This window comes from Phycicoccus sp. CSK15P-2 (genome assembly GCF_016888005.1).
Classification (GTDB): domain Bacteria; phylum Actinomycetota; class Actinomycetes; order Actinomycetales; family Dermatophilaceae; genus Phycicoccus.
The window spans coordinates 22933-37773 of the sequence record NZ_JAFDVE010000025.1; the positions used below are offsets into that span (position 1 = coordinate 22933).

16 protein-coding genes, 1 tRNA gene and 1 pseudogene are annotated in these 14841 nt (G+C 70.2%); 12 read left to right on the forward strand and 6 right to left on the reverse strand.

The features are described 5' to 3' along the window. The first annotated feature begins 118 nt into the window (after nucleotides 1-118). Complete coding sequence (locus JQN72_RS14885) at nucleotides 119-1666, forward strand: alpha/beta hydrolase (RefSeq protein WP_204135920.1); 1548 nt, start codon at nucleotides 119-121, stop codon at nucleotides 1664-1666. Nucleotides 1667-1764: 98 nt separating this feature from the next. Continuing rightward, nucleotides 1765-1841: transfer RNA gene (locus tag JQN72_RS14890), tRNA-Thr, on the forward strand. Here the strand turns inward: JQN72_RS14890 and JQN72_RS19080 are convergent. The 3 genes and pseudogenes from JQN72_RS19080 to JQN72_RS14900 all read right to left on the reverse strand — a co-directional run bounded on the left by JQN72_RS19080 (nucleotide 1794) and on the right by JQN72_RS14900 (nucleotide 2956). Then, entirely contained in the window at nucleotides 1794-2549 is a 756-nt protein-coding gene (locus tag JQN72_RS19080) for a site-specific integrase (RefSeq protein ID WP_204136009.1), read from the reverse strand. The genes JQN72_RS14890 and JQN72_RS19080 overlap by 48 nt on opposite strands. 112 nt (nucleotides 2550-2661) lie before the next feature. Then, nucleotides 2662-2856: pseudogene (locus JQN72_RS19085) on the reverse strand (hypothetical protein); the annotation flags it as partial. After that, a complete protein-coding gene (locus JQN72_RS14900) occupies nucleotides 2792-2956 on the reverse strand; it encodes a hypothetical protein (protein WP_204135921.1) in 165 nt (54 codons plus the stop codon). The gene JQN72_RS14900 and the pseudogene JQN72_RS19085, both read right to left, overlap by 65 nt. 432 nt (nucleotides 2957-3388) lie before the next feature. Here JQN72_RS14900 and JQN72_RS14905 point away from each other — a divergent pair, with 432 nt between their 5' ends. After that, entirely contained in the window at nucleotides 3389-3670 is a 282-nt protein-coding gene (locus JQN72_RS14905) for a type II toxin-antitoxin system Phd/YefM family antitoxin (protein WP_239100705.1), read from the forward strand. Between the two features lie 8 nt (nucleotides 3671-3678). After that, on the forward strand, nucleotides 3679-3930 hold the full coding sequence (locus tag JQN72_RS14910; RefSeq protein WP_307812716.1) for a type II toxin-antitoxin system RelE/ParE family toxin: 252 nt from the start codon (nucleotides 3679-3681) through the stop codon (nucleotides 3928-3930). Between the two features lie 89 nt (nucleotides 3931-4019). Here the strand turns inward: JQN72_RS14910 and JQN72_RS14915 are convergent, their stop codons facing one another. From JQN72_RS14915 to JQN72_RS14925, 3 genes are all read right to left on the reverse strand, one after another. Continuing rightward, nucleotides 4020-4439, reverse strand: coding sequence for an SMI1/KNR4 family protein (locus JQN72_RS14915; protein WP_204135922.1), 420 nt, complete (start codon nucleotides 4437-4439; stop codon nucleotides 4020-4022). A 305-nt stretch (nucleotides 4440-4744) separates the two neighbouring features. After that, nucleotides 4745-5167 (reverse strand): type II toxin-antitoxin system VapC family toxin, encoded by a 423-nt coding sequence (locus JQN72_RS14920; RefSeq protein WP_204135923.1) that lies wholly within the window; start codon nucleotides 5165-5167, stop codon nucleotides 4745-4747. Then, entirely contained in the window at nucleotides 5164-5391 is a 228-nt protein-coding gene (locus JQN72_RS14925; protein ID WP_204135924.1) for an Arc family DNA-binding protein, read from the reverse strand. The genes JQN72_RS14920 and JQN72_RS14925 overlap by 4 nt, the downstream gene beginning before the upstream one ends. Before the next feature lie 927 nt (nucleotides 5392-6318). Between JQN72_RS14925 and JQN72_RS14930 the strand changes: the two genes are divergently transcribed. The 8 genes from JQN72_RS14930 (at nucleotide 6319) to JQN72_RS14965 (ending at nucleotide 14685) form a co-directional block, all read left to right on the forward strand. Beyond that, complete coding sequence (locus JQN72_RS14930; RefSeq protein WP_204135925.1) at nucleotides 6319-7485, forward strand: amidohydrolase family protein; 1167 nt, start codon at nucleotides 6319-6321, stop codon at nucleotides 7483-7485. A gap of 315 nt (nucleotides 7486-7800) precedes the next feature. Then, nucleotides 7801-8550, forward strand: a complete 750-nt coding sequence (locus JQN72_RS14935) for an ABC transporter ATP-binding protein (protein WP_307812718.1) — start codon at nucleotides 7801-7803, stop codon at nucleotides 8548-8550. Nucleotides 8551-8624: 74 nt separating this feature from the next. Continuing rightward, the gene (locus JQN72_RS14940; protein ID WP_204135927.1) at nucleotides 8625-11090 is read left to right on the forward strand and encodes an FtsX-like permease family protein; all 2466 of its coding nucleotides are present in this window, start codon (nucleotides 8625-8627) and stop codon (nucleotides 11088-11090) included. A 116-nt stretch (nucleotides 11091-11206) separates the two neighbouring features. Continuing rightward, nucleotides 11207-12337 carry a sensor histidine kinase gene (locus JQN72_RS18975; protein WP_204135928.1) on the forward strand — a complete coding sequence of 377 codons (1131 nt, stop codon included), beginning with the start codon at nucleotides 11207-11209 and terminating at the stop codon, nucleotides 12335-12337. Next, nucleotides 12334-13035 (forward strand): response regulator transcription factor, encoded by a 702-nt coding sequence (locus JQN72_RS14950; RefSeq protein ID WP_204135929.1) that lies wholly within the window; start codon nucleotides 12334-12336, stop codon nucleotides 13033-13035. The genes JQN72_RS18975 and JQN72_RS14950 overlap by 4 nt, the downstream gene beginning before the upstream one ends. A 229-nt stretch (nucleotides 13036-13264) precedes the next feature. Next, nucleotides 13265-13777, forward strand: coding sequence for an LURP-one-related/scramblase family protein (locus JQN72_RS14955; RefSeq protein WP_204135930.1), 513 nt, complete (start codon nucleotides 13265-13267; stop codon nucleotides 13775-13777). Nucleotides 13778-13804: 27 nt separating this feature from the next. Continuing rightward, on the forward strand, nucleotides 13805-14191 hold the full coding sequence (locus JQN72_RS14960; RefSeq protein WP_204135931.1) for a hypothetical protein: 387 nt from the start codon (nucleotides 13805-13807) through the stop codon (nucleotides 14189-14191). Then, complete coding sequence (locus JQN72_RS14965) at nucleotides 14188-14685, forward strand: DUF427 domain-containing protein (RefSeq protein ID WP_204135932.1); 498 nt, start codon at nucleotides 14188-14190, stop codon at nucleotides 14683-14685. The genes JQN72_RS14960 and JQN72_RS14965 overlap by 4 nt, the downstream gene beginning before the upstream one ends. Nucleotides 14686-14841 lie beyond the last annotated feature (156 nt).

Consider the following 14841-nt stretch of genomic DNA (forward strand, 5'->3'; position numbering starts at 1 on the left):
GCTCGGGCACCCGCACGGGCGGGACGTCGGGGCGGACGCGAGGTCGTCCGGTCGATCGCTGCCGGATCGTGACCATGAGCGCAGGTGGTCCCCGGGGTCGCTCGCCTATCGTGCGGCCATGACCCAGCGCCGCCTCACCGTCGTCGCGGGCGCGCTGGCGGTGCTCACCGGCCTGTCGGGATGCTCGCTCGTCGACGGCGTCCGGGACCGCGTCCAGGGCAGGCCGTCGGTCACGGTGACCCCGCAGCCCCCGCCGTCGGGCACGACCGGCCTCGACCGCTTCTACGGCCAGCGCCTCGACTGGAGCGACTGCTCGGGTGCAGAGTGCGCCGCGCTCACCGTCCCGGTCGACTACGACGCGCCGACGGGCGCGACCATCGAGATCTCGGTGCTGCGGGTCCGCGCCGCCAAGTCCTCGGCTCGGGTCGGTTCGCTCGTCGTCAACCCGGGCGGGCCGGGCGGGTCGGGGGTCGACTACGCCCGCGCCGCCGACTTCATCGTCGGCCAGAAGGTGCGCCAGGCCTACGACGTCGTCGGCTTCGACCCCCGAGGGGTCGGCCGCTCGGCGCCCATCGACTGCCTCACCGACACCCAGCTCGACGCCTTCCTCGCGGGCGACCCCACACCGGACGACGACGCCGAGGAGCAGTCCTTCGCGGCGACGGCGGAGGGGTTCGCGAGGGCGTGCGCCACGAACGCCGGTCCGCTCCTGCCGCACGTCTCCACCGAGGACGCCGCCCGTGACCTCGACATCCTGCGGGCGGCCCTGGGGGAGGAGCAGCTCACCTACCTCGGCAAGTCGTACGGCACCTACCTCGGAGCCACGTACGCCGACCTCTTCCCCGAGCACGTCGGCCGGTTCGTGCTCGACGGCGTCGTCGCGCCGGACCTCACGGCCGAGGAGATCAACCTCGGCCAGGCGAAGGGCTTCGAGCTCGCCACGCGCACCTGGGCGAAGTTCTGCGTCGACGAGGGCGACTGCCCCCTCGGTGACTCGGTGAAGGGCGTGATGGAGAACCTGCGCGGCTTCCTCGCCGACGTCGACGAGAAGCCGCTGCAGCGCACCGGGGACGGCTCGGTACCGCAGCTCACCGAGGGCTGGGCGTCACTCGGCATCGCGGCGGCGATGTACGACCAGGGCTCCTGGCAGGTGCTCGTCGACGCGATGGACGAGGCGCTGGCCGGTGACGGCACCTCGCTGATGGAGCTCGCCGACCAGTACGCCGACCGCAACCCCGGCGGCAGCTACTCGGGCAACATCATGGAGGTCATCTACGCGGTCAACTGCCTCGACAAGCCGGAGTCGAACAGCCTCGAGGAGCACCAGGCCCAGGCCGACGCGGCCGAGGAGGAGGCGCCCACCTGGGGCCGCTACCTCATGTGGAGCTCGCTGCCGTGTGGCTTCTGGCCGGCCGAGCCCACCGGCGTGCCGCACCCGGTGAGCGCCACGGGCGCCCAGCCGGTCGTCGTCATCGGGACGACGCGTGACCCGGCGACACCGTACGAGTGGGCCGTCCGGCTGCGCGACCAGCTCGACGACGCGGCGCTCATCACGTTCGACGGTGACGGCCACACGGCCTACACCCGGAGCAACGGGTGCGTGGACGGCGCCGTGGACGCCTACTTCCTCGAGGGCACCGTCCCGAAGGACGGCCTGCGCTGCTGAGCCGCCCGTCGCGGGGTGTGCGGTTGCGACCCGGATTCGCCCTGCCGGGCCTCGGCTCCGTATACTCGGCGTCCGTGCCCGGCCGCGGTCGGGCGCACGCCGCCTTAGCTCAGTCGGCCAGAGCGATTCACTCGTAATGAATAGGTCGTCGGTTCGATTCCGACAGGCGGCTCCACGCAGCACAGCAGGTCAGGCCCCCTCGATCCCGGTCGAGGGGGCCTTTGCGTTCCCCTCGACGGCCTCGTGTGCCCGGTGTGCCCCCGACCCGGTCGGCCGCCTCCCACAGGTTCTTGTCGACGAGGTGGCCGTAGAGGTCCATCGTCATCGCGGCCGACGCGTGCCCCAGGATCCGCTGGACGACTTTCGAGTCGGCGCCGGCGCCGAGCCAGATGGAGGCCGCCGTGTGCCGGAGGTCGTGCGGTCGCAGGGTGGGCCGCCCGATTGCGTCCGTGGCCCGGGCCCAGCCGATCGACCGCTTCCAGTTCGACTCGCTGAGGGGCCCGCCCTCGGGAGCGGCGAAGAGCCACTCGTCGGCGGCCCGGCCGTCCGCCCAACGCTGGACGACCTCGTGTGCCGCGGCTGGGAGGGGGACGGTCCGGGCCCGGCGGCCCTTGAGCGAGTCGACGTAGAGGCTGCCGTCGTGACTACTGGCCAGCACCGCTCGCTGCAGACGGAGGCCGGGGCCGGGCACTTGGACGACATCGCCTACCTGGAGGCCGGCCAGCTCACCCCACCGCAGGCCGCACAGGCCCAGCACGGTGACGACGTCGGCGTCCCGGCCCGTCGCGGCGGTCACCAACGCGTGCAGCTCGTCGAGCGTGAGGAACCCCTCCCTCGCGCCGGACCTTCGCACCTCGCGGCAGTGGCACACCCGTGGCGACATTGCGGGCGAGCCGGCCGTCGGCAACGGCGAAGGCGAGCATGCACCGCAGTGTGCTCAGGTAGCGGTTCGCGGTCGCGGTCGAGCAGCAACCCTCGACGAGCCCGCCAACCCAGTGGGCGACCTGGGCGCGGGTGATCGTCGTCAGGGGAGCGCCGCCGAACCTCGGCTCGATGTGGTGACGCCACGCCGACTCGTCGGCCTCACGGGTCTTGCGCTTCAGCGCACTGCGCGACCTCGACCACTCAGGGTGCAGCGCCGACAGCGGAATGCGCCCGCGGCGGGGGTCGAACCACTCGCCCGAGCGCAGCGCCCGACGGAAACCGGCCCTCTTGGCGCAGCCAACGGATCGTCAGCACCTTGACGCGCAGGCGCTCGGCGACCTCCTCGATGGTCGACAGCTCGGGCATGGTGTCCTCCCCGGGCCGATTCTTCTCGCCGCCGGTACCGTTGCCGAACGACTGTCCACAGCCTCCCTGGCCACCGCAGATGAAGCGGTGGCGCAGCAGTCTTCGCAGGTGAGAGCCGGTACGTGTCCGGCCGCGGCCCCGCCATCGGCCGTTGCCGAAGTGGTGTCCACAGGACATGTGACCGCCCGGCGGCTCGCCCAGCCCACGGTGATGGCCCGCTCGCGGCGGACGGGCATCGCGTCACGCGGGGTCGTCGAGGGCTGGGTCCGCATGGCTCCTCCTGGTGTGGGCTGTGTCTGACCATCCATGAAGGACCTCCGTCGGTGACGTTCCCACCCCCTCACGGGACGCTTCTGGACGTCCTGCAGCGAGCGAGACGTCCCATGACGTCCCAACGCCCTGCCGTAGGCATTTGTGGCTACACTTGTGGCCATGACGAACGACGGCCAGATGGCACTCAAGGACGTGAAGAACCGGCTGTCCGAGGTGGTCGATCAGGTCGAGCGTGAGCACGGCCGGGTCGTCATCACCAAGCACGGCCGGCCGGCTGCTGTCGTCGTGTCCGTCGACGACCTCGAGTCGCTCGAGGAGACCCTCGACGTCATGGGCAAGCCGCGTCTTCTGGAGCAGATCCGCGACAGCCTCGCCGAGGCGGGCGCCGGCGAGGCACAGACGCTGAGCAAGGACGAGGCCCTCGCGCTGCTGCGCAGCTGAGGCGCTTCGTGGACATCGCGTGGACGCCGACGTCCAAGCGGGCGTTGGTCCGGCTTCCGGAGAAGGTCGCGGCCGCGGTCGTCGAGTTCCACTACGGGGCGCTGGCCGAGAACCCGCGCCGAGTGGGCAAGCCGCTCCGCTTCGAACTCGAAGGTCTTCACAGCGCCCGGCGCGGAGACTTCCGGGTCATCTACCGCGTCAGTGACCCGGTGACGATCATCGCGATCGAGCACCGCGCGGATGTCTATCGCCCGCGGTAGCTCGGGGCAGCGGTAGCCCTGTGGCGGCGGTTAGACGCAAGTAGCCAGCACCCTGTGGCGCCGACGGCGTCTCTCCGGCGGTCTGCGGATTAGATGGTCAGTTCCCCTCGCATCCACGCCTCGAGATACCCGAGCACAGTGGCGGCTACCCAGGTCCGGCTGTCGCTCTCGTGGTCCCAGACGTAGACCTCGTGATTGCCGCTGAGGCTCATGAAGAATTGATCGCCGTTGCCTGCGTCGGCAAAGAAGACCAGACCGCTGAAAGGCATGTAGAGGGTGGCTATGTCGGAGTCGGTGCGGAAGTGAGCGTTGTCGGAGGCGATGCGCTCGGCGCTCCACACGAGACCTAGATCGTATTCGCCTTCGATGCCATCCGACTGCGACAGCAGCTCACGAAGCTCCAACGGCAGAGCATGGCCGAGGGATGCCTCCAGTGCCTGGATCGCGGCCGGAGTCGCCGGCTGGTGAAGGTGCCCTTCGCCCCACTCCACGATCGCCGAGATCCGCATAGCTGCAATGGTGCCGAATACCGACCAGAACCCGGCCTACGTGGCGGTCGACTCGCGGCGAAGTGCAGCAGTCCGCGGTGTCTCTCAGCAATTGACGACTCGGCTCTTCACCAGCGCGGCAGAATGTCGGCGTGGTGAGAATCGTCCTGCTCTTGGGTCTGGCGCTGATGGTTATCGGAGGAGCGCTTGTCCCGCTGCCTGGGCCGGGCTACCCCGTGCTCTTGGCGGGGCTTGCCGTCACGGTCGTCGTTGGCATCGCCCTCTGGCGTGATCGCACCCGGCGCACGTAGCGCGGCGACGCGTCGCTATGGAGTGGGGTGGCTCCACGGGTTGACGTACTTCACGCCCAGGGGCTTGAAGTGTTTGGTGTTGCGGGTGGCGACGGTCATCTCGGCGGATTGGGCGATGGCGGCGATGAGCGCGTCATCCAGCGGTGCTTGGTCGGGGACGGGGTAGCTCGCCAGGACCCGGGCGGCCGCGAGGTCGAAGGGCAGGACGCGGTCGGTGAACGCGGGCAGGACGCGCTCCTCGAGCCATCGACGCAGGACGGCGCCTTGGGAGGGGTCGGTGCGCTCCTTGGCGACCACGCCGCGCTCGATCTCCGCGACGGTCAGGGCCGAGACGTACTGATCGGCCACCGAGATGCTCGCGGACCAGGCCTCGACCTGCGGGTGGCGTCCACGCACGCGCAGGGCGGACACCACGTTGGTGTCCAGCAGGAACCTCACAGTGGCGCGGTCCGGGACGTCAGGCCGAGGCGGTCGGGCTCGAAGTCGATCTCGACGCCGTCGTCAGCGGCGAGGAGGTCGACCATCGTCGCCGGCTCACGGCCGACCGCGTCGGCGAGGATCTCGCGAGCCTCGGCCTCCACCGATCGGTGATGCGCCTCGGCGCGGGCCCGCAGGGCGGCCTTGGTGCCCGTGGGCAGGTTGCGAATCAGGATCTGCTCCACCTGACACCTCTCTCGTTCGATATCAAGGTCAGGATATCACCGGGATGACGCGAGCCGGAGGTAGCCCCTTGTGGGGGGAGTGCAGCAGGGATACGAGTTGGCAGGGAGCCAGGTTGCAGGGGGTCGCAAGGGTGTTCTTGAGGGCCAACCATCGACCTCAGGGCGCTGCGCGTCGCTCCGCGATGGCCTCCGGCCCTCGACCCGTCCGCTCCGTGGGCGCGTCCGGCTCCGCTATCGGGTCGGCGGTCAGGAGTGCGCCGTTTGTGCCCCCGCTCGCGGAGCAACGACTCTCGGTCACCTTCCCCCAGCCGTCGCAGGACGCGATGTTCTCGCCGACGAGGTCAGCGGCGAACGGGCAGGAACGCGGCTCATCCCAATTGAGGGTGTAGGAGTTGGGTCTGAATGTCGCGCGTCAGGATCAGCTCCCTACGCGCGTCGCCTACACCCTTGACTGGGATGAGCCAGGAACGCTCTCGTCATGAACAGGTCGTCGGTTGGGCTCCGGCAGGGGGCTCAGCGCAGTGGCCCCGACCCGTACGTCTGCGGGTCGGGGCCCCGTCTCTTCTCCGACCTGGGCGGGTGGAGTGGCACGTTCGCGACGCGCTCCACTCCCCGCGACGGACGGGTGGCCGTCCTGAGCTGGAGCCAGCGGCCGAGAGGCCGGAGTCGCGGACGGTCAGCGGATCTCCCGTCGGGAGCGGGATCACGCGCTCCCACGAAAGGCGCCGATCCGGCCCGGTGAAGGCCGTGCACCGCCCGCACGAGGACACCCCGCGTCTCTCAGTACTCCCACGGGAGTACGGGATGCCTCCCTCCAGCGGATGGCGGCCGTCGAGTTCTCGTTCACAGTGACGGAGTGCTTCACGAACGCCGGCCTCGACGCCGTCGTCGCCAGCTCACGTACACAACACAGGAGAACCTCCAGACATGAACCCGATCGAACAAGGCCCAGCAAGAAAGTCGGTGGGACGCCGCAGCTTCTTCACCGGCGCGGCTGCACTCGGCGCCGGCGTCGGATTGTCCGCGGTGGCACTCACGTCATGCGATGACGACCCCGCGGCCCCGACCGCGTCCAGTGGTGGGCAGGACATCTCAGCTCGTGACCGAGACCTGAAGTTCATCGGTACGGAGGAGACCTTTTCGACTCCCGAGCTGTTGAAGCTGAACTCCATCAACGAGGACCACATCGCGTTTCTCGAGGAGATCGGCCTCGCGGATCTGGGTGAACGCCGTATCGGTGACATGGACGAGGGGGGACTCGACGTCCAGATCCTCTCTGCGCACACGCCATCGGTGCAGAACGTCCCGGGAAAGGAGGGCATCGACTTCGCGCGTCGCCTCAACCGGCAGCTGGTGGAGGGGCCGATGGCCGACTACCCGGGCCGCTTCCAGGCCTTCGCCACCCTGCCCTTGCAGAGCCCGGAGGCGGCTGCGGACGAGCTGGAACGCTCCGTCCGGGAGGACGGCTTCCTGGGCGCGCTGACCAATGGACACATCGGGAAGAAGTTCCTCGACCATCCCGACTTCGAGCCCGTCCTGGCGCGTGCCGAGTCTCTCGATGTGCCGATCTACCTGCATCCCGGCTACCCGGCCGAGGAGATCTTCCAGATCTACTACAGCACGACGCGGTCGGAGTACACCCAGGAGTACCAGGACTACATCTTCAGTGGATCCGGGCTCGGCTGGCACCAGGAGGTGCTGATCCAGTGCGTCCGGATGATCGCGTACGGGGTGTTCGACAGGTTCCCGAAGCTGAAGGTCATCGTCGGTCACATGGGCGAAGGCCTTCCGTTCTACTACGAGCGGATCGCCAACGACATGGGCAACCCGACCGAGAACTCGCTCGAGAAGCCCTTCGCGCAGTACTTCCAGGACAACTTCTGGTTCACCACCAGCGCGTTCTTCCAGGACGACCTGCTCCACCAGCTGCTGAAGCACATCAGCGTGGACCGAGTGATGTTCGCAACCGACTATCCCTTCATCGACAGCATCAAGGAAGGGACCGACTGGTTCCGTGCGGTCGACCTTCCGCGCGAGGACAAGGAGAAGATCGCGTTCCGCAATGCCGAGAAGCTGTTCGGCATCACGGTCTGACGCGTCGGGGCCTGCCGAGACGTCCCGCGTGTCCTCGTGCCAGCGGCGGCACACCAGCCGTGCTCGGCTGCACCGTGAAGGTGCAGCCGAGCACGCGCATTCGGCCCTGAGCCACCGGTCGGGATGGGCCAGCAGCGGGTCGTGACGCGCCGGCTTCGGCGGCTCGAGGGTCCCGTACTCCCGTGCGAGTACCCCTCATCTCCCACTGGTGGACGCGGGAGCCCTGCGTCCGCGGTCATCCTGACACCCACCCACCCAACCATCGGAGGTCCCGTGTCACCTCAGCCAAACCCCACCGTCGTCGACTCGTCATCCGTGAGTGTGCTGTCGGGCACCGCGACGGCTGCCGCGGCCGAGCTCGTCGGTGCTGTCAAGCGTTTCGGCGCCGGCCGGTCGGCCGTCGTCGCGCTCGACGACGTCACCATCGCGTTCCCCACGGGGAGGTTCACGGCCGTGATGGGCCCCTCGGGCTCGGGGAAGTCGACGTTGATGCACTGCGTCGCGGGTCTGGAGAACCTGACGTCGGGGCGCGCGTTCGTCGGTGGCACGGACCTGTCGACGCTCGACGACCGTGAGCTGACACGCCTGCGTCGAGAACGGGTCGGGTTCGTGTTCCAGGCGTTCAACCTCGTCGCGACGCTCTCGGCCGAGGAGAACATCTGTCTGCCGTTGACGCTGTCGGGCCGTCGGCCGGATGACGACGTGCTGGACCGCGTCGTGTCGATGCTGCGGCTCGGTGACCGCATGCACCATCGGCCGACGGAGCTCTCGGGCGGCCAGCAGCAACGGGTCGCGGTCGCCAGGGCCCTGGTCGCGCAGCCGCAGGTGGTCTTCGCCGACGAGCCGACCGGCAACCTCGACACGCGGTCCGGACAGGAGATCCTCGGGTTCCTCCGGTCAGCGGTCGACCTGCACGAGCAGTCGATCGTCATGGTCACCCACGATCCCCACGCCGCTGCGTGGGCGGACCACGTCGTCTTCGTCGTCGACGGCCGGGTGCACGACGTGATGGACCGTCCGTCGGCCGACTCGGTGCTCGACGTGATGAAGGTCCTGGCGCCATGAGCCAGATGCGGCAGATGGTGCGGGCCTCGGCCAGAAGCGTGTTCGCGAGTCGGAGTCGGTTCGCGCTGACGGGCATGGCCATCACGCTGTCGGTGGCGTTCCTCGTCGCCACCCTCGTGCTGACCGACTCGATGCGTGGCCGAGCCGCGAGTGACATCGCCGAGGCGATGGCCGGGACGGACGCCGTGGTCCAGGGCGCCGCACTCGGCGAGGCGGGCGGTGGGCCGGGAGATCCGGAGCGCGCGGTGCAGCAGTCACTGGATCCCGACGTCACCGACCGCGTGGCGGCCGTCGACGGCGTCGACGGTGCCTCCCCGCAGTGGGTCGGCTTCGCGAAGCTGATCGTCGACGGAGCGCCGGTGGGGACCGGGACGGCCAGCGACGTCGGACGGAACTGGGTGGTGAGCCCCGCGCTCAGTCCCTTCCGGCTCGTCAGCGGACGAGCACCGACCGAGACCGGGGAGATAGCCATCGACCGGTCCCTGGCCACGGACGGAGACACGGCCCCGGGTGACGTCGTCCAGGTCCTGACCGCGACAGGAATGCACGAGGCGACCGTCACCGGCGTCGCGACCTTCGCCCGGGCGGACGCTGCTCCGTTGCAGCGGACGGTCCTCCTGCCCGACGCAGCGGTGACCGACTGGCTCGACGCCACGGCGCCCACCGAGGTCCTCGTGGACATCGCGGACGGGGAAGACCGCGCCGAGGTCCTCGGCCGCCTGTCGGCCCTCTCCGACGCCGAGGTCGTCGATGGTCCCGACCTGGTCCGGACGATGCAGAACGCCGCGACGGCGCCGTTGGAGTTCCTGACCGTCTTCCTCCTGGCCTTCGCCATGGTCGCGATCCTGATCGGCGTCACGATCATCTACAACACATTCACACTCACCGTCGCCCGCCGTCGACGGGAGTCGGGCCTGCTGCGTGCCGTCGGCGCGGAACGGCGTCAGGTCCTCGGTGGGGTGGTGGTCGAGGCGTTGTTCGTCGGCACGGTCGCGACGCTCGGCGGTCTCGTGCTGGGGGTTGCGGGCGTCGGTGCGTTGCGCTGGGTGGTCGGGCTCACCGGGGTCAGCCTGCTCCCGGGGTCGCCGATCGTGAGTCCGGTCTCGATCTCGGTGGCCGCGGCCGTCGGGATCGGCGCGACGATCCTCTCGGCGTGGGTCCCGGCCCGACGCGCGGCGGCGACGCCGCCGATCGAGGCGCTGCGGGACGGCGCCGCAGAAGCACGCACGGTGAGCACGGTGCGGACCGCGAGCGGGCTGGTCCTCGCCGCCGTGGCCGTCGTCGGAGGAACCGTCGCCGTGCTGGCGTCCAGCCCTGCGTGGCTGGCCCTCGCGGTTGCCATCGTCCCGGCGCTCGTGCTGTGCGGGCCGGCCATCGTGAGCACCGCAGCGCGCTGGAGCGCTGTGGTTGCACGTCGCGTCGTCGGGGTGTCCGGCACGATCGCCACGGGCAACCTCGCGGGGAGTCCCCGTCGGTCGGCATCGACGGCTCTCGCACTGATGCTGGGCACGGCCCTGGTGACGATGTTCGCCATCTTCGCGAGCTCCCTGGCGAGCGGGGTCGGGAACGACGTGCGAGAGGGGCTGCGGGCGGACCTGGTCGTCACGTCGGCGACCCCCGACTTCCCGACCATCGACCCCTCTCTGGCAGGCCGGATCGCCGGGCTGCCCGATGTCGACACGGCGACGGCGATGTCGAGCGCCGAAGGTGTCGTGGCCGGTCGGGCGGAGTCGGTCGGAGGCATCGACCCCACAGCACTGCCCACCGTGTTCGACCTCGATCTCGTCGCAGGCGACCTCGCCGCGCTGAGCGCCGGAGGCGTGGCTGTCGTCGGTACCGACCCGTCGGTGCTCGGCAGCACCCTGGAGATCCAGTTCGAACGATCCACGGCGGAAGCGCCGATCGTCGCCGTGGTCGCGAGGAGCACCGGGGGTTTCGAGGCCCCCTTGTTCTTCCTCGACTCCGCGACCCTCGAGGAGTCGGTCGGCCGCACGCTCGACGCCCGGGTGTTCGTCGATCTCGCCGACGACGCCAGGGGCGATGTCGAGGCGGAGGTGCAGGCACTGGTCGCATCCGCCCCGGGGTCGTTCCTCGAGACGAAGGTCGAGCACATGGCCAAGAACGGGGAAGAGATCGCGTCCTTCGCCGCGTTCGTCGACGGGATGCTCGTCCTGGCCGGCATGGTCGCGATCCTCGGAGTCGCCAACACCACGGCGCTCGCGATCAACGAACGCTCGGGAGAGATCGGACTGCTGCGAGCCGTCGGCGCGAGTCGCCGGGAGGTGCGCCGCATCGTGCGGCTCGAGGTGGCACTGCTGTCCTTCGTCGCGGCGGCGATCGGCATCGCGGTCGCGTCCGGCTTCGGCTGGGCGCTCATCGACGTGACCGGCGGCGACGAGATCCCGTCCGTCATCATGCCCTGGCCGCGTCTGGGCCTGACCCTCGTGGTCGCCGTCGTGGCCGGAGTCGTCGCCGCGGCGTGGCCCGCGTTCCGCGTGTCCCGGAGGCGCCCGCTCGAGCTGGTGAGCGGTGACCGGTGACGGGTGACGCGGGGCTCGTGGCCCGTGGGCCGGTCCGGCACGGCCGCTCCCCGGCGCGTCCCGGTCGCCCTGCCGCGGGCCACGCAGCCCCCTTCGCTCTGGACGATGATGGGCCCGTGGCACACACCGGTCTGCGCACCTCGGGCGTCGAGCTCGTTGCAGTCGTCGCCGCGGTGGCAGTGACGGTCGGTGCGCTGCTCCTGGATCCGGAGGTGCAGGCCGGCCGCCAGCTCCCGGGCATCGCGACTGCGGTCGTCGCCGCGGGCCTGCTCGTCGTGGGCGGTCGCTTCGACCGGGCCGGTGTCGTGGCGATCGGTGTGCTGGACGTCGCCACCCTCGCGTGGACCTCGGGCCCCATCGCGCTACGACCGCTGCTCGCCGTCGCTCTGTTCCGTCTCGTGTACCGGGGCGAGAGCCGCTCCGCCATCTGGTTCGGGTCCTTGGTGGCGACCGTCGTCGCCGGCTTCGGAGCGCAGGTCGACACCGAGCCGTTCTGGTCCGAATGGGCCACGGACGCTGCCGTTCTGCTCTTGCCCATCGCCGCCGCCGACGCCCGGCGCTCGAACCTGCACCGTCGAGCGGAAGCGGTCGAGCGACAGGTTGCCGAACGGCTCCAGGCGGAACGCCTGAGCATCGCGTACGACCTGCACGACATCGTCGCCCATTCGCTGTCGGCGATCACCGTCCGGTCAGGTATCGCGGCACACGTCTTCGACCGCGACCCTCCCGCCGCCTACTCGGCCCTGGTCGAGATCAACGACGCGGGACGCCGGTCACTCGACGAGCTCAGGTCCCTGCTCGGGCTGCTCCGGTCCGACGAGGCGGTTCCGTTGCGCCCGTTGTCGTCGGCGACGACACTCGGCGACGTGGTCGTCGCTGCAGCCGGACACGCGGGGAACGTCGAGGTGGTCGAGAACGGGCGCTATCCGCCGGGCGAAGCGGACAGCACCGTCGTCACGGTGCACCGCATCGTCCACGAGTGCCTGGTCAACGCCACTCGTCACGCCGGCGATGTGCCGGTGACCGTGCAGGTCCGTCATGTGGACGCCGGGGTGCACGTCACCGTGTCGAACGACGCCCCCGCCGGCACCCACGTCGTGGCCAGGGGCACCGGGCTCGGACTGCTCGCGATCCGCGAGCGGGCCGAGCTCCTCGGTGGCACCGTCCATGCGGGCCGCACCGACGACGGAGGGTTCACGGTGCGTGCTTTCGTGCCGTACCAGCTCCCCGAAAGCCGGTCGGCATGACCGCTCGACCCGATGCGCCGAACGAACCGGGGCGAGACATCCGTGTGCTCCTCGCGGATGACCAGGAGCTGGTGCGCCGTGGGTTCGCGGCACTGCTCGCGAGCGAACCCGGCGTCGAGGTCGTCGGGGAGGCCGTCGACGGTGCGCAGGCGGTCTCCGAGACGCGGCGGTCACGCCCGGACGTCGTCCTGATGGACATCCGCATGCCTCGGATGGACGGGTTGGACGCAACGCGGGTGATCTGCGGTGACGAGCGACTTGCCACGACCAAGGTGCTCGTCCTCACCACCTTCGCGCTGGACGATTACGTCTACGAGGCGCTCCGGGCAGGCGCCTCCGGGTTCCTGCTCAAGGACTCGCCGCCGCGACTCCTGCTGGAGGCGATCGCCGCCGCCGCCGACGGTGATGTCCTCATCTCCCCGGCGATGACCACACGGCTCGTCGCCGAGCTCGTTCGCCGACCCACCAGCCGTCCGGGGCGCCCGAGCCCACTGGACGTCCTGAGCGAGCGGGAGCGTGAGGTGCTGGCCGAGGTCGCTCGCGGCAAGACCAACGCGGAGATCGGAGAGTCTCTGTTCATGTCGCCCCTGACGGCCAAGACGCACGTCAGCCGCATCATGAGCAAGCTGGACGCCCGCGACCGCGCCCAGCTCGTGATCTTCGGATACGAGACCGGACTCGTCAGCCCCGGCGAGTAGGCACAGTGACTGTCGCGGTGGTCGGCTCGGCCGAGGTCGACCCGCGACCGGCCGTCCTCGCCACGGCGCACGGCCGGGGCGTCGGCAGAAACGCCCTGGACCCCCGACGAGGAGCCGCCCTCGGTCACCACCCCGACGGGCTTGCCCTTCTGGTCGTTCCCGGGCGCTCGTCTCGACGGCGCGGCACGGCGTCAGTACGGTGAGTCACACACCGACTCGGAGGCCGACGATGGCGATTCCTCCCGCCCCTGCGGGCTACACCCGGTTCCTCATGAAGAGCAAGTTCGGTGCGGGCCGCGACTTCCGCGTCCTCGACCCGCAGACCGAGACCGAGCTCTTCCTCGTCGACGGCAAGATCGGCACCCGCCCCAAGGCCGACATCCAGGACGCGCAGGGCACGGTGCAGTACCGGGTGCGCGGCAACCTGCTCGGCATCCCGAAGCGGATGAACGTCCTCGACGCCGACGACACCGAGATCGCGCACCTGCACGCCCAGCCGTTCAAGTTCCTCAAGGACAAGATCGACGTCACGCTCGCCTCGGGCGAGGAGTGGCTGCTCGAGGGCAACCTCATCGAGAAGAACTACGCCGTCAACGACAGCGGCGGCCGGCACGTCGTGCAGATCACCCAGAAGTGGGTCCAGATCCGCGACCAGTACATCATCGACGTCGCCGACGGCGTCGAGCCAGCCGTCGCGTTCGCCCTCGTCTGGGCCGTCGACCGGTGGGTGGAGCGGGACTGACCGACCCACGCGGGCTAGCCTGCGGGGATGGCTGAGCCGATCGTCGAGGTCCTCGGGGTGTACGACGCGGACGGCGGTGTCCGGGGAGAGCTCGCGTACGTCGTCGGGCACCTCCTCGGGCGCACCGAGTGCGCCTTGTGCGACGTCACCCACGGCGGGCTGCGCCGCAAGCCGGCCTGGGACGCGATGACCGCCGACCTCCCCGTGCCGGTCCGGCTCGCACACCGCAACGAGCTCTCCGCACCGGAGGCTGACGCGGTGGAGGCCAGCGGGCTGCCGGTCGTCCTCGGCGCGCGGGCGGACGGCTCGCTCACCGTGCTCGTGCCACCGCTCACCCTCGGCGGGCTCGGCGGGTCGGTGGAGGCCTTCGGCGACTCGCTGCGGGCCGCCCTGGACGACGAGGGCGTCGCATGACGCGGCCGGTGCCCCAGCGCCCCGGCCCGGGCCAGGAGTCGGTGTGGGACTACCCCCGGCCACCGGCCGTGGCACCGAGCCGGGAGTCCGTCGAGGTCTGGCTCGGCGGGGTACGGCTCGCGGCGACGACACGCTCGGTCAGGGTGCTCGAGACCAGCCACCCGCCGACGTACTACCTCCCGGCGGACGCGTTCGTGGAGGGCGCGCTGCATCCGGTGGAGGGCACGACGTTCTGCGAGTGGAAGGGGGAGGCGGCGTACTTCGACCTCCACGGCGGCGACGCGGTGGCGGCCCGCGCGGCGTGGACCTACCCCGAGCCGACGGCGGGGTTCACCATGCTTCTCGGCCACGTGGCCGTCATGCCCGGCGCCGTCGACCGCTGCGTCGTCGACGACGAGGTCGTGACTCCCCAGGCCGGCGGCTTCTACGGCGGATGGGTGACGAGCCGGGTCGTCGGCCCCTTCAAGGGAGAACCCGGCACCTGGGGCTGGTGACCGACGACCTCACCTTTTTCGCCTGGTGCCAGAAGGTTGGGTCGCGCACCCGGAAGTTCCTCGCCGGTGACCGAAGGTTCTGGCATCCGGTGGGAATGTTGGGTCGCGCACCCCGAAGTTCCTCGCCGGTGACCGAAGGTTCCGGCATCAGGCGAA